General features: G+C 56.9%; 12 protein-coding genes. All 12 read right to left on the bottom strand.

What is annotated here, in order from left to right:
• Positions 1-5 precede the first annotated feature (5 nt).
• The 12 genes from RT613_RS03095 to RT613_RS03040 all read right to left on the bottom strand — a co-directional run bounded on the left by RT613_RS03095 (position 6) and on the right by RT613_RS03040 (position 14,694).
• Positions 6-857, bottom strand: coding sequence for a glycine betaine ABC transporter substrate-binding protein (locus RT613_RS03095; protein ID WP_313612899.1), 852 nt, complete (start codon positions 855-857; stop codon positions 6-8).
• A 79-nt stretch (positions 858-936) separates the two neighbouring features.
• Positions 937-2,283 carry an FAD-binding oxidoreductase gene (locus RT613_RS03090; protein WP_313612897.1) on the bottom strand — a complete coding sequence of 449 codons (1,347 nt, stop codon included), beginning with the start codon at positions 2,281-2,283 and terminating at the stop codon, positions 937-939.
• A complete protein-coding gene (locus RT613_RS03085; protein ID WP_313612896.1) occupies positions 2,280-3,797 on the bottom strand; it encodes an aldehyde dehydrogenase in 1,518 nt (505 codons plus the stop codon). The genes RT613_RS03090 and RT613_RS03085 overlap by 4 nt, the downstream gene beginning before the upstream one ends.
• On the bottom strand, positions 3,790-4,701 hold the full coding sequence (locus RT613_RS03080; protein ID WP_313612894.1) for a dihydrodipicolinate synthase family protein: 912 nt from the start codon (positions 4,699-4,701) through the stop codon (positions 3,790-3,792). Before RT613_RS03080 ends, RT613_RS03085 begins: the two co-directional genes overlap by 8 nt.
• Positions 4,698-5,408, bottom strand: a complete 711-nt coding sequence (locus RT613_RS03075; RefSeq protein WP_313613062.1) for a GntR family transcriptional regulator — start codon at positions 5,406-5,408, stop codon at positions 4,698-4,700. The genes RT613_RS03080 and RT613_RS03075 overlap by 4 nt, the downstream gene beginning before the upstream one ends.
• A gap of 437 nt (positions 5,409-5,845) precedes the next feature.
• Complete coding sequence (gene purU, locus RT613_RS03070) at positions 5,846-6,730, bottom strand: formyltetrahydrofolate deformylase (protein ID WP_313612893.1); 885 nt, start codon at positions 6,728-6,730, stop codon at positions 5,846-5,848.
• Between the two features lie 113 nt (positions 6,731-6,843).
• Positions 6,844-8,238, bottom strand: a complete 1,395-nt coding sequence (locus tag RT613_RS03065) for an L-serine ammonia-lyase (protein WP_313612891.1) — start codon at positions 8,236-8,238, stop codon at positions 6,844-6,846.
• The gene (glyA, locus tag RT613_RS03060) at positions 8,239-9,507 is read right to left on the bottom strand and encodes a serine hydroxymethyltransferase (protein ID WP_313612889.1); all 1,269 of its coding nucleotides are present in this window, start codon (positions 9,505-9,507) and stop codon (positions 8,239-8,241) included.
• Positions 9,508-9,541: 34 nt separating this feature from the next.
• Complete coding sequence (gene soxG, locus RT613_RS03055) at positions 9,542-10,096, bottom strand: sarcosine oxidase subunit gamma family protein (protein ID WP_313612887.1); 555 nt, start codon at positions 10,094-10,096, stop codon at positions 9,542-9,544.
• Positions 10,097-10,109: 13 nt separating this feature from the next.
• Positions 10,110-13,100, bottom strand: a complete 2,991-nt coding sequence (locus RT613_RS03050) for a sarcosine oxidase subunit alpha (protein ID WP_313612885.1) — start codon at positions 13,098-13,100, stop codon at positions 10,110-10,112.
• Positions 13,097-13,429, bottom strand: coding sequence for a sarcosine oxidase subunit delta (locus RT613_RS03045; protein ID WP_313612884.1), 333 nt, complete (start codon positions 13,427-13,429; stop codon positions 13,097-13,099). Before RT613_RS03045 ends, RT613_RS03050 begins: the two co-directional genes overlap by 4 nt.
• 11 nt (positions 13,430-13,440) lie before the next feature.
• Entirely contained in the window at positions 13,441-14,694 is a 1,254-nt protein-coding gene (locus tag RT613_RS03040; protein ID WP_313612882.1) for a sarcosine oxidase subunit beta family protein, read from the bottom strand.
• Between the last annotated feature and the right edge of the window lie 96 nt (positions 14,695-14,790).

Genomic DNA, 14,790 nt, shown 5'->3' with positions numbered 1-14,790 from the left:
AAGTGTCATTCGCTCTTGATGTTTTCCCAGCGCTTGATGAGATCAGCGTTGCTTGCAACCCAGTCTGCAACTGCGTCGTCCATGGTCTTGCCGTCGCTAACGGCACCATTGATGGCAGTGATGTCCTTAAGCGGCACATAGACGCTGGCGACGACTTCACGGGCATGTGGATTGTCAGCCGAAAAACCCTTCTTGCCGACCCAGTAGTAACCCTGTGGTGGAGGGAATACGCCCTTTGGATCCTTGAGGAACTTCAACGGATATTTCTGCATCATCCATGACGGCTCCCATACCGTCACGGCGACCCATTCATTGCGGTCGACAGCCGATTTCAGCGCCGCTGTCATCGCAGCCGTGCTGCCTTCCAGCAGCTGCAGCTTCAGGTCATAGGCCTTGACGGCAGAGTCCGCGTCACGCATCAGGCCCGAACCCGGTTCGATACCGACGATCTTGCCGCCAAACTTGTCTGCATTTTCGTTAAGCTGATCGATGGAGTCGATCGTCACATAGTTTGGAACGGCAATCGCTTGATAAAGGCCGTGCGACACGGGAGAAATCTTTTCGAGGCGGTTCTTGTTCTTGTCCCAGTAATCCTGGGCAGCATAGTCGATCTGCGATGCCAGAAGTTGAATATCGCCCTTGGTCAAAGCGGCGTAGGCAATACCCCATTCCGTGAAGGGCACGACTTTGACCGTATAACCGGAATCTTCCAGCACCTTTTTGGTAATACCGGTGATCGGCGTCAAATCCTCCCAGGTCATGGTGCCCAGAGTGATGGTTTTTTCTTCGGCATGCGCAGAGAATATGGATGCGCCAAGCATGGCGGCTGCGCACATTGCCTTCCACAAGAACTTCATGTTGTCTCTCCTGGTTCAAGTTCCCACTTTTTATCGAAGATCCGCCATCAGCCTGATCTTCACATTGCGCGGCGGGGTTTCATCCCTCGCGGCCTGCACGCAATTCCTGAAAACGGATAACCGCATTGATGCCCAGCCAGGCGAACGGCTCAGGCGGCAGACGCTGAGGCTGTTCGTGGTTCATGTATTCGCTGAGCTGCGGGGACTGTGTGCCGGTTGCCAACTCCGCTGCCATCATGCCGGCAAGCGTGCTTTTGACCGTTCCCAGACCGTTTTCACAACACGCCGAAAAAAGCCCGCCCTCTACCTCGCCAAACGCTGGCACATGATTGCGGCTCAGGCACAAACGCCCGGCCCAACTGTGCTCAAACGGTATGTCTTCAAGGCCTGGGAAGCGGGCATCAAACGAGCGCCGGTGTTCATCTGCCATTTTACGCAACCGCTGATCCGACACTGCAACTGACCAGTCGTAAGTGTATCGGGTACGGATTGCGATGCGGGAATGGCCATCCCTGGTAATCTTGCGAACCGTCGCACCCATCGCGTCAGCAGGCAGCAAGGCCCATTTGTCGCGGCCGGTGCGGCGCTGGTTGTTGGCATCCGCCGGAAAGGCAGCGGTCATTGAGGCATAGGCAAAGATATGGATCAGCCGCCCACCAAAATGGCTGAAGTCATCAATGTGGCCGTTGACGCCAAGAATGACCTTGGGTGCAGTCACCGTGCCGCGTGGCGACACGACCGTCCAGGTTCCACCCTCCCGTTTCAAAGATGTCACAGGGGATTTTTCAAAAATCGTCACTCGACGTGAAAGCCCGTTTGCCAGGCTGCGAATATAATCGGCTGGCTGGATCAGCACGGCGCCGGGCGTGTAAAGCCCGCCGATGTAGTAGTCGGAACCGGTGATCTCGCGCATTTCCTTGGCATCGAGAAAAACGTGTTTTTCATCAACACCCTTAAGCGACGCCCCAAAACTCAGGTTCTGTTTCAGCCCACGGTCGGTGGCCGCGGCATTAATCTTTCCGGCCGGATCGAACGTATCGCCGGACATGCCGTATTCTTGCGCCGCCTCTTTCGCAAAGGCGATGGCCAGACGGTTCTGCGCCATCTCGACACGCGTCGCATTCGCGCCACCCGCCGAATATTCGCTGGATGAGAGATTGTGCGGAACATCGATCATGAAGCCGGAATTTCGCCCGGCCGTTCCCTTGCCAACCTCGCTGGCGTCCAGCACGACAATCTTGTCGTGCGGGCGCAGTTGTGACAGGCGGCGGGCAGCGGACAATCCTGCAAATCCCGCGCCTATGATGATCCAGTCCGCAGTCACGTTGCCGTCGAGCTGCTGCGACGAGTAAGACAGGCTGCTGATGGCCTCCCATCCCGAGACACCATTTTCGACGGGCAGACGTTTGACGGACCGTGTGATCATCGGATCGTCTCGTCGATAGAGCGCTCGGAAATGTCGATCCAGATCGTCTTGAGTTCGCAATAATTGTCATGTGCGAAGATCGATTTGTCGCGTCCGCCGAAACCGGATTCCTTGTAACCGCCAAATGGCGTGGACGCATCGCCCTCACCAAAGCAGTTGACAGTAACGAGACCGGCGCGAATGTCACGGGAAAGCCGGATGGCGTTGCGCAGGCTCCCGGTATAGATCGATGCGGTCAAACCGTAATTGGTATCATTGGCAAGGGTAATGGCCTCCGCCAAGGATTCGAAGGTCGTCACCGACAGGATTGGCCCGAAGATTTCCTCCTGGAACAACCGACTTTTCGGCGTCACACCATCAACCACGGTTGGCTCGATGAAGATACCCTGATGGGTTTCACCACCATGAACGAGGGACAGTTTTTCCGTTTTGACGTCATCCAGGAAGGAATTGACCTTGTCGAAGTGGTTTTTGCTGACCAGCGCGCCAATACGGTTTTCCGGATCAAGCGGATCACCGGTTCGCCACTCGCGCATGTAAGCACCAATCCGTTCCAGCAGATCGTCCTTGATACTTGCATGTACGATCAGGCGTGAGGTTGCCGAGCAGTTTTCGCCCATGTTCCAGAAGGCACCATTGACCACCTGTTCGGCGACCAGATCGAGGTCTTCGGCATCATCAAGCACGACGGCTGGGTTTTTACCGCCGCATTCCAGCACAACCTTCTTGAGGTTGGAATCGGCAGCATAACGCAGGAATTTACGACCCGTCGGCGTCGATCCGGTAAAGGCCACCATATCGACATCGTTATGCAGGCCAATCGGCTCGCCAACTTCCTTGCCGCCACCGGTAACGATGTTGAGCACGCCGGACGGCACACCGGCTTCATGCGCCAGTTCGGCGACACGCAATGTGGTCAGTGTTGTTTCCGCAGCCGGTTTTACAATCACCGAGCAACCGGCCGCCAGTGCTGGACCGATTTTCCACGCCAGCATCAGCAGTGGGAAATTCCACGGCAATACGCAGCCAACAACACCGATTGGCTCACGGACAACCATGGCCAGCGCATTCGGTCCAACCGCATTGGTATTGTCGTAAAGCTTGTCGATCAGTTCGGCATGCCAGCGGATCGTGTGGATTGTATCCGGCACATCAACCGTCTGGCATTCACGTACCGGCTTGCCGCTATCGAGACTTTCCAGAACCGCCAATTCGTGGCGGTTTTCTTCGAGGAGCTTGGCGAGTTTGAGCAGAACAGCCTTGCGCTCGCTTGGCGTCTGGTTGCGCCAGCGGCCATCATTAAACGCCTCTTTTGCCTTTGCGACGGCAAAATCCACATCACTGGCATCGCAGGCCGCAATCTCGGCCAGAACTTCGCCAGTCGCCGGATTGGTTGTCTTGAATGTCTTGCCGGACTTTGCTGGAACGAAGGTTCCGTCAATGAAGGCATTGGTTGGAAATGCCACACCAGCGGCAATCGCGCGGTATTCGGCGGCGGTTAACGGTTCATGCATTGTTGGCTCCCGACGTGAGCTGGGCGACCGTGCGCTTCGAGGTGGAGACGACAGTCTGGAGGGTTCGTTTTTCGTCCGAATTCAGGGGACGCAGCGGTGCGCGCACCGACCCTGTTTTCAGACCAATGATTTCGCAGCCATGCTTGATCGACTGGACGAATTTTCCGGTTTCAAGGAAGTCCATCAGCGGCAGCATTGCCGTCATGATGGCGCGGCCCTTGTCGAAATTCTTCTCAAGAACGCAGGCTTCATAAAGCGCCACATGTTCGCGCGGCAGGAAGTTGGAGCCGGCACAGACCCAGCTTCTGGCACCCCAGGCGAAGAATTCAAGCGCCTGATCATCCCAGCCGCAGGACAGGGCAATGTGCGGAAACTTGCGCGCCAACAAATGCAGGTTGGCCATGTCGCCCGAGCTTTCCTTGATGGCGACAATGTTGCGCGACTTGCTAACCCGCGAGAAATACTCCTCACCCATCATCACCCCCATACGGGCGGGGTAATTGTAGAGCATGATTGGCAGGTTGGCGGCCCGATCGATCGTCAGGGCATGGACGGCATTTTCACGCTCGGTTGGCAGGGCGTAGGGAGGCGTAGACACCAGAATTGCGTCGGCACCAATTTCCTTGGCAGCCTTTGCATATTCGACGGAATCCTCGGTGCGCACCGCACCGGTTCCGATGATCAGAGGCAGACGAGTACCAATCACCTCTTTTGCATAGGCACCAAGATCAAAACGCTCCTGCGTGCTCTGGGCATAATATTCACCTGTCGAACCACCCACGATGATGCCGTGGACCTTTGCTTCGATCAGAGATTCCAGCACCGCCGCAAACGACTGCTTGTCGATACTCCCGTCGGGGAAAAGCGGCGTGATAGCCGGGGTGTAAATGCCTTCAAATTTCACGACGATCTCTCCATGTCTTCGGTCGGCATCGCCACAAGCGCGTCCGCCTTCATTCCCTGCGGCGCAATGAACATCTCCATGTTCTCGCGCGACAATTCCCAGTGCTCGAACACAAGATCGACGACCGTATCTTCATCATGAGCGGCAAAGGCCGAGATGAACCCGTCATGGTGCCCAACGGCCAACTCCAGCCGGTCGCGCATGTCACCGTTCTTGGGTCGGAAGAATGTGTGACCGATGCGTGCGTGGTCGATCAGCAACCGTCCAAGGCTCGCCTTGAGGTAAACATTGCCGGACATCTCGCCGATGATTTCATGGAAACGATTGTTTTCCAGAACCATCGCCAGCGGATCGTTGACCGTGCTGGCACGTCGGAACCGCTCCTGGGTGTCGGTCAGATCCGCAAGCTGCTTGGGCTTGAAGTTCTGAACTGCCAAACGTCCGATTGCCGCATACACCATTGGCGCGACCAAAAAGAAATGCCGCAAAGTGTCATGGTTCATCGGGATGACGCGAGCACCACGGTTGGCGCGGATATCGATATACCCCTCGCCTTCCAGGCGCCGGAAGATTTCGCGTACCGGCGTACGGGACAAGCCGTACTGCTCGCTCAACGTCACCTCATCCAAATCCTCGTCGGGGTCCAGCTCCATCGTCAGGATCTGACGTTTCAGGTCGTCGTATAGGCCATTCTTTCCGCCCTTCACCGAAATATCCCTCCATGTTTCAACGGCAAATTCTGTCTTCCCAAGCAGGCTCACACGCATTCCAAAATGAGTCAAGAAAAATGTATAATCTTCGTACACAATATTTACACTCAAAAAATACATCATTTAAAAACAACACATTACAACGATACAACGCATCATGCGCCGCTGTTTACCGGTGATGAAATTCAGGAAAAACGGCCTCTATCGAGGGCACAAAAAGGCCCGTCTACCACGCCTCGTCAGAGGGCAAGTGGCAGCGGATGTCAGGTTCAAACCTGGATGCATACAAAAGCCTCAAAATGGCGCAATGCAGATCACGCGCTTTGCGCGTCTCTCTGCATTGTCCTATCGATGAAAGGCTGTTTGCGAGGGGCTGAAAAGCGGTTTGCGTTAGATCGTCGAACCACCTTCATGGAAGCCTATTTTGGGCCTTATTAGCCCATCCGTTCGGACACATATTCGCCGGGAGAAGCCGCAAACACCACCGTCTTGTTTCCGTTCAAAAAGACCCGGTGATGGATGTGGGCATGAATGGCACGCGCCAGCACCTGGCTTTCCACATCACGCCCAAGGCTCACATAATCCATCGCACTTTGCGCATGGGTAACTCGTGTGGTGTCCTGTTCGATGATCGGGCCTTCATCCAGATCGGCCGTCACATAATGCGCGGTTGCGCCAATCAGGCGAACACCACGTTCATAGGCCTGCTTGTACGGATTGGCACCCTTGAATGACGGCAGGAAGGAATGGTGGATGTTGATGATCCGACCAGACATTTCCTGGCACAGCTGGTCTGACAGCACCTGCATGTAACGCGCCAGCACAACCAGTTCGGCACCAGTATCCTGCACGACCTGCAGGATTTCGGCTTCGGCATCCGCTTTGGTCGCAGGTGTTACACGGATGTGATGAAACGGAATATCCTCGTTCACCACCTGCTTTTGGTAATCGAGGTGATTGGAAATCACCGCGACAATTTCAACCGGCAGCGCGCCGATGCGCGAACGATAGAGAAGGTCGTTCAGGCAGTGACCAAAACGCGACACCATGATCACGACCTTCGTCTTGCGCGACTGATCATGGATTTCATATTCCATGTCGAAATCGGCCGCGACCGACGCAAATCCGTCAATCAGCGCATAACGCTGGATGGTCTTTTCTGAAACGAAACTCAACCGCATGAAAAAGCGACCGGTTTCCTGATCGGTAAACTGCGAACTGTCGTTGATATTGCACCCGGACTGGGCGAGATAACCGGACACGGCAGCGACAATGCCGCTGCGTGCAGGGCATGAGACTTTCATGACAAAGGTGGTCAAATCCTGCTCTCCTGCTGGAGCGTGTCACGATCTTTCAGGTTCGTTCCACACTCGACGTCTTAATTTCGTTCATTGGCCTGGGTCGCAATCCACCGACAGGTGGCATGCAGCCGTCAGCACTCAGGCAGATTGACAGCAATGCCGCCCTGCGAGGTTTCCTTGTATTTCACATGCATGTCGCGGCCGGTCTCGCGCATCACATTGATGCAATTGTCGAGCGGCATGAAATGTGTGCCATCGCCGCGCAGTGACAGACTGGCAGCCGAAACGGCCTTGATCGCACCCAGTGCATTGCGCTCGATGCAGGGCACCTGAACCAGTCCGGCGGCAGGGTCACAGGTCATGCCAAGATGGTGCTCAAGCGCAATTTCGGCGGCATTCTCCACCTGCGCATTGCTGCCGCCAAGCACGGCACACAGTCCGGCGGCGGCCATCGCAGCTGCCGAACCCACCTCACCCTGACAACCAACTTCTGCACCCGAAATCGATGCATTGTGTTTGATCAACCCGCCAATCGCCGAAGCCACCAGCAAAAGGTCACGAATGCCTTCGCGATGTGCGCCGATACAATGGTCGAGGTAATAACGGGCAACAGCCGGCACCACACCTGCAGCACCATTGGTTGGTGAGGTAACAACCCGCCCACCGGCGGCATTTTCCTCGTTAACGGCCATGGCATAGACGCTCATCCAGTCATTGGCCTGATGCGGCTGGGTAAGGTTGAGCCCCCGTTCTGACTGCAGTTGCGCATGGATCGCACTTGCCCGGCGCTTTACCTTCAGCCCGCCGGGCAAAATGCCCTCCTGCGTCAGCCCGCGCTCGATACAGCTTTCCATCACCTCCCAGATGCGATCCAGTCGCGCATCCAGTTCCGAACCATGCACCACTTCCTCATTGGCACGTTTCATCTGGGCAATTGTTTTGCCCGACATCCGGCCCATGCGCAGCATCTCATCGGCCGTGCTGAAGGGATAAGGCACAGGCTGCTGTTTGGCAGCCCCTCGCCCTGCGGCAGCCTTTTGCAGCTCGGTTTCGGTCACCACAAAGCCACCCCCCACAGAGTAGTAAACCTCTCTGTGATAGGTATTGCCGTGCCGGTCGACAGCACTGAGGATCAACCCGTTGGCATGGCCGGGCAGCGGCGGGCCGTAGTCAAACACCAGATCCGTATCGGGGTTAAAGCGCAGCGCTGGCAAGCCTTGCGGGTGAACCAGACCGCTTTTTCGCACCTCTGCTTCAATACCCTCGGCCAGATCAGGGTCGAGGGTATCGGGCATCAAACCGCACAACCCGAGAATGACGGCACGGTCCGTTGCGTGGCCTTTGCCCGTGAAAGCAAGCGAGCCGTGCAGACTTGCCCGCAGACCAAACAGTTCGCCGGCCCCAGGCATCTTATCGCCGCTGCGAAGATCAGTCAGAAATCGTGCGGCGGCAACCATGGGTCCCATCGTGTGCGATGAGGAGGGACCGATGCCGATCTTGAAGATATCGAAGACCGACAGGAACATTTACGAACCGTAGATCGGGAAGGCTTTGCACAATGAAAGAACCTCGGCGCGCACCTCAGCCTCCACCTTAGCATCGCCTTCCGCATTGGCCGAAAGTGCATCGATAACCCGCAGGATCATCTCACCGATCTTCTCGAACTCGGCCACACCGAAACCACGGGTCGTACCGGCCGAACTGCCAAGACGGATACCTGATGTGACAAAGGGTTTTTCAGGATCATTGGGAATCGCATTTTTGTTGCAAGTCAGACCTGCACGCTCCAGCGCAATTTCCGCCACCTTACCGGTCACACCTTTTGGCCGCAGATCGACCAGCACCATGTGGCTGTCGGTGCCACCGGATACGATGCCGAGGCCACCCTTGATCAGTACGCTTGCAAGCGCCTGAGCATTGTCGATCACCTGCCCCGCATAGTCAGCGAAATCCGGTCGCAAAGCCTCTCCAAAGGCAACAGCCTTGGCCGCGATCACATGCATCAAAGGCCCGCCCTGATTGCCCGGAAACACGGCCGAATTGAGCTTTTTGGCGAGATCTGCATCATTGGTCAGAATGAAGCCACCGCGCGGTCCACGCAGCGTCTTGTGGGTGGTCGAGGTCACGACATGGGCATGCGGCACCGGGTTGGGATATTTTCCGCCGGCGATCAAACCCGCATAATGTGCCATGTCCACCACCAGATAAGCGCCGACTTCGTCGGCAATCCTGCGGAACCCGGCAAAATCGATCTGGCGTGGATAGGCCGAAGCGCCTGCAACGATCAGCTTCGGTTTCGTTTCCAGCACCTTTTCCCGCAATTTTTCCATGTCGATGAGATGTGTGTCGGCATCAACTTCATAGGACACCACATCAAACCATTTGCCGGACATGGTCACCGGTGAGCCATGGGTCAGGTGGCCACCATGGGCGAGTGACAGCCCCATGATCCGGTCACCGGGTTGAAGAAGCGCCAGAAAAACTGCCTGGTTGGCCTGCGCGCCGGAATGCGGCTGCACATTGGCAAATTCCGCGCCGAACAGCGCCTTCAACCGGTCGATGGCGACGGCTTCAACCTTGTCGACGAATTCGCAGCCGCCGTAATAACGTTTACCGGGATAACCTTCGGCATATTTGTTGGTCAACACGGAGCCTTGCGCGGCCAAAACATCAGCAGAAACGATATTTTCGGACGCAATCAATTCGATCTGGGTCTGCTGGCGCTCAAGCTCCTCGGCAATGGCACTGGCGATAACATCATCTGAAACTGCATTTTGTGACAAACGGTCAAGCATTCGATCCTCCTTCAAAATACGACCTCACACGAGATCAGCTGATGTCTGCAGCAAGTTCCTTGCAGCCGGTTTCAAGCAGATGGCCAAGATGCGGCGCAAAACTGTTCCAGATATCCATGCGGAAGCGATCGGCCGCGTCACGCCACAGCACGACGGTCACACCGTCGAAATTCGTGCGACGTGCCTCTCCAACAGGAATGGTATCGATGTCGCGGGCGCAGCCCAGCGTCAGCAACTCGGCGGCCTGTGGCCCCTCAATCAGCACCGTCACCTCGCGGCCGGAGATATCGACAAGACTGTGCGGATGGGCGGTATAGATGTTTGCACAGGCTGCCACCAGACCGGCAACGTCATCCACCGGGCAATGGATTGTCCACTCATCCGGGCCGAGGTGAACCACCTCGACTGCGCCTAAGGAAACGCGCGCACCAATCCTGTCTGGCAAAACAAGGCCGAGGGCAGTGTTCAGCGGAGACAGGTCACCACGCGCCCGCAGCGACAGCCGCCCATTGGCCGGAGAAATGCTGACCCGGGCGGCCTTGCTTTCGGCCAGCGTACCTGAGGCGGGAAAAGAAACACGCATATTCATGGTCATCTCCAGATCAAATCTTCAGGCAGGAGTTTTCGGGATCGACAAACACCATGCCGGTGATTTTTGCGGCAATGGTGCGGTCCGGCATTGGGATATAAACCGTCTCGCCGGTCCGCTCATGACCACCCTCCACCAGAGCCAGCGCGATGGGCTGGCCTACCGCGTCCGAGTGGTAGGCGGAGGTTACGTGACCTACCATTTTCATCGGGATCGGCTGGTTTGGATCAAAGACGATCTGAGCGCCCTCTTCCAGCTTCGAACGGTCTTCGGTGAGAAGGCCGACTAGGTGTTTGCGCCCCTTGGCAGTAAGATCAGGGCGTGCAAGGCCACGTTTGCCAACGAAGTCAGGTTTGTTCTTGCCAACTGCCCAGCCCATCGCCGCGTCATAAGGCGTGACCGTGCCGTCGGTGTCCTGACCGACGATGATGTAGCCCTTTTCGGCGCGCAGAACATGCATGGTCTCCGTGCCATAGGCGGTGATCCCGTATTGCTGGCCAGCCTCCCAGAGAATTTCCCAAAGCTTGCGGCCAAGCGGTGCCGGCACATTGACCTCAAATCCGATCTCACCAGTAAAGCTGACGCGGAACAGTCGCGCCGGCATTCCAGCCACCGTGCACTCCACACAGGACATGTGCGGGAATGCCTCTTCCGTAAGCTCGACACCTTCAACCAGTGGCGCAAGCATCTTTGCCGCATTCGGACCGTTCAGAGCGATGGTCGACCATTGTTCGGTGGTCGAGGTCAGCCAGACATTAAGATCAGGCCATTCCGTCTGAAGGTAGTCTTCCATCATGTTGAGGACGCGCGCCGCGCCACCGGTCGTGGTGGTCACGTGGAAACGATCCTCGGTCATGCGACCGATAACACCGTCGTCACGGATAAATCCGTCATCGCCGAGCAGCAGACCATATCGGCAACGACCTGGTGACAGTTTGGTCCACGGATTGGTATACATCCGGTTCATGAATTCAACCGCATCGGGGCCAACAACTTCGATCTTGCCAAGTGTCGAGGCGTCGAAAATACCGACGCTATCGCGCACTGCACGGCATTCGCGGCCAACCGCTGCATCCATGTCTTCGCCGGGTTTGGGGAAATACCAGACGCGGCGCCATTGCCCGACCGGCTCATAGGCAGCGCCATGCTCTTCGGCCCAGCCATCGATCTGCGTCTTGCGTGTTACCTCAAAATGTTCGCCGCGATGATAGCCTGCAAAGGCACCAAAGGTCGTCGGTGTATATGGCGGGCGGAAGGTGGTGAGACCCACTTCCGGCTGGCGTTTGCCAAGGGCATCGGCCGCGATGTTCAGGCCGTTGATGTTGGACATCTTGCCCTGATCAGTCGCCATGCCATTTGTGGTGTAACGTTTGACATGTTCGATCGAGCGCATGCCTTCACGAACCGCCAGCCGCAGGTCCTTGGCCGTCACGTCGTTCTGGTAATCGACAAAGGCTTTTGCCTTGCCGGGATTACGGTCGCTTGGCAGTTCTGTATGCGAGATACCTGAGCCGACGCGGTCATGTTCCACCGTGTAACCGGCAGACGCACCCGCCTTGCCAAGGGCGGCAGCGATCTCGCGACCACGCTCCGCGCCGTCCTTCAGCGCGGCTTCGATGCCCCATAGCCCACGTCCTGCACCAGCAATCAGGCAATCTTCGTTGGTTATAGCTGGCAGGAAGGTGGTGCGTTCATCATCCCAGGCAATCTTGCCCTGCGTATGGGAAAACAGATGCAAGGATGGGGTCCATCCGCCCGACATCAGCAGCGCATCGCAGGCGATAGATTGTCCGGCCCCCACGCTAGAACCACTGACTGGATTGACGCGAACCGAACTGACACGCAGCCGTCCCGAGGTCGCTGTCACCGTATGTGACATCAGGACCGGGATGCCGAGTGCCCGGGCTTCATTCACCAGTTCTGGCCGTACATCATTCCGTGTATCGATGATTGCCTGAACGCGAGCCCCAGCGCCATGAAGATCAAAGGCCGCATACCAGGCGCTGTCGTGGCTGGTGACCACCACTGGCCGGTTGCCGACTTTAACGCCATAACGGTTGAGATAGGTCTGGGCAGAACCGGCCAGCATCACACCTGGCCGATCATTGCCATGGAATACCAATGGCTTTTCCAGCGCGCCTTGCGCCAGTACCACCTGACGAGCCCGCACACGCCACAGGCGTTCACGCGGCACATCCTGCGGAAGGGTTTCCAGATGATCCGTCAGTCTTTCGCAAAGACCGATCATGTTCTGGTGGTAATAGGCGATGGCCGTCGTGCGCGTCATGATCCGCACACCACTATCCTTCAATGCCTTCAACTCATCGGCCAGCCAGCTCCAGGCCGCTTGGCCGTTGATCTGCGCCTGCGGCTCAGACAGCAAAGTACCGCCAGCTTCGGCATTTTCGTCAACAATGACCACCTTGAGCCCATCGACTGCTGCAGCACGCGCCGCCGCCAGCCCGGCTGGACCAGTTCCGACGACAAGTACATCGCAATGCAGGTTGCGCGACGCGTAATGATCGGGGTCTTCTTCGGTCGGAGAGACACCGAGACCCGCTGCGGCCCGGATGAAAGGTTCATAAACCTTGTTCCAGAAGCTCTTCGGCCACATGAAGGTCTTGTAGTAGAAGCCGGCCGAAAACAGCATATAGGCCATGTCATTGACCGCGCCGATGTCGAATTTCAGGCTCGGAAACTTGTTCTGCGACGTGGTTTCCAGCCCATTCCAGATTTCCTGCACAGTGGCGCGGGTGTTCGGTTCAAACCGTCCAGCGCCCCGTCGTGTACCGATCAGCGCATTTGGCTCCTCAGAACCGGCGGCGACCGGACCACGTGGTCGGTGATATTTGAAGGAGCGGCCCATCAGATGCACGCCGTTGGCCAGCAATGCGGACGCAACCGTATCCCCCTTGGCACCGCGATAGGGCTTGCCATCAAAGGTGAAGCTCACGGACTTGGCAGTATCCACCCGGCCACGGCCGGAAACACGATAGGAGTTCATTTCGACACCTCGGAGCGAACTGGCGAACCGGCAGGAACACCTGGCAAAGAAGCAAGATCAGGACGTGGTTCACCTGCACGGTAGGTGGTCAGGAAGCGGTCGCTGACCGTATCGCGCACAGCGTTGAAGAAACGGCCACAGCCATGTTGGTGCCGCCAGCGTTCAAAATGCAGACCTTTGACATTGGCGCGGATGAACAGAAATTCTTCCCATTGCTCGTCAGTTTGTGACGAGGGATCAGCGGGGCGAACAATATGCGCCTGCCCGGCATAGGTGAATTCGGCTTCGGGCAGTGTTTCATTGCAATAGGGGCAATTGATCAACAACATCGTTTTGGTCCTCAGTGCGCCACGGCCGCGGCAGCGGCCTCGTCGATCAGGCAACCGGAGCGGAAGCGCTCCAGCGTGAACGGCGCGTTGATCGGATGCGGTTCGTTTTTCGCAATGGTCCAGGCAAAGGTATGGGCAGCACCCGGGGTTGCCTTGAACCCGCCAGTCCCCCAGCCACAGTTCACATACAGACCATCAACCGGTGTCTTGCCGAGAATGGCCGAGCGGTCCGGCGTCACATCGACAATGCCGCCCCATTTGCGCAACATGCGCATGCGGTTGAAAATCGGGAAGATTTCCGTAATCGCCGCAATCGTGTGTTCGATCAGCGGCAGGCCACCACGCTGCGAATAGGATGTGTATTGGTCCGTCCCTGAACCGATCACCAACTCGCCCTTGTCGGACTGGCTGATGTAAGCGTGCACCGCATTGGACATCACCACACATGGGAAAATCGGCTTGACCGGTTCAGAAACCAGCGCCTGCAGCGGATAACTTTCCAGCGGCAGGCGAACGCCTGCGGTTTCCATGACAACCGATGTGTGGCCAGCGGCAGAAACGGCGACCTTCTTGGCCTTGATGAAACCTTTTGCGGTTTCGACACCGGCAACGGAACCGTCAGCATTGCGGCGAATGGCCGTAACCGGGCAATTCTGGATGATGTCGACACCACGCGCCGCTGCACCACGGGCATAACCCCAGGCAACCGCATCATGACGTGCCGTCCCTGCACGCTCCTGCAACGCGCCGCCGACAACGGGGTAACGGGCATTGGGCGAAATGCTCAATGGAGGGCAATATTCCTTGCACTCCTCGGCGCTCAGCCAGCGATTATCAACGCCATTCAACCGGTTGGAATGAATATGTCGCTTGAAGCTCTGCACATCATGCACCGTATGAGCCAGCATCAGAACGCCGCGCCGCGAATACATGACGTTATAGTTCAGTTCCTGGCTCAGATTTTCCCACAGATCGACGGCGTGGTCGTAAAGCCGCGCACTCTCATCATAGAGGTAATTGGAACGGATGATCGTGGTGTTGCGGCCGGTATTGCCGCCGCCAAGCCAGCCCTTGTCAATAACTGCGACATTGGTAATGCCATGCTGGCTTGCCAGATAATAGGCAGCACCCAGACCATGACCGCCAGCGCCGACGATGATCACGTCATATTCGGCCTTTGGCGCACTGTCGGGCCATTGCTCATCCCAGTTCTTGTGGCCGGTAAGGGCGTTCCGCAATAGGTTAAAGGCATTAAAGCGCGTCATGAGCGGACCTGCTGGTTGGAACATCTCGTGCTGAAAAACCTACTGAGATTTATTGCGGCCAAGCTGGACAATTGCGTCTCTTTGCATGAAGATTTG

This window comes from Agrobacterium sp., from assembly GCF_032092815.1.
Classification (GTDB): domain Bacteria; phylum Pseudomonadota; class Alphaproteobacteria; order Rhizobiales; family Rhizobiaceae; genus Agrobacterium.
This window is presented reverse-complemented; position numbering and strand designations above follow the sequence as displayed.

Coding starts and splice junctions, on each gene's coding strand:
- RT613_RS03095 (WP_313612899.1), bottom strand. CDS start 857: ATGAAGTTCTTGTGGAAGGCAATGTGCGCAGCCGCCATGCTTGGCGCA.
- RT613_RS03090 (WP_313612897.1), bottom strand. CDS start 2,283: ATGATCACACGGTCCGTCAAACGTCTGCCCGTCGAAAATGGTGTCTCG.
- RT613_RS03085 (WP_313612896.1), bottom strand. CDS start 3,797: ATGCATGAACCGTTAACCGCCGCCGAATACCGCGCGATTGCCGCTGGT.
- RT613_RS03065 (WP_313612891.1), bottom strand. CDS start 8,238: ATGTTCCTGTCGGTCTTCGATATCTTCAAGATCGGCATCGGTCCCTCC.
- glyA (WP_313612889.1), bottom strand. CDS start 9,507: ATGCTTGACCGTTTGTCACAAAATGCAGTTTCAGATGATGTTATCGCC.
- soxG (WP_313612887.1), bottom strand. CDS start 10,096: ATGAATATGCGTGTTTCTTTTCCCGCCTCAGGTACGCTGGCCGAAAGC.
- RT613_RS03050 (WP_313612885.1), bottom strand. CDS start 13,100: ATGAACTCCTATCGTGTTTCCGGCCGTGGCCGGGTGGATACTGCCAAG.
- RT613_RS03045 (WP_313612884.1), bottom strand. CDS start 13,429: ATGTTGTTGATCAATTGCCCCTATTGCAATGAAACACTGCCCGAAGCC.
- RT613_RS03040 (WP_313612882.1), bottom strand. CDS start 14,694: ATGACGCGCTTTAATGCCTTTAACCTATTGCGGAACGCCCTTACCGGC.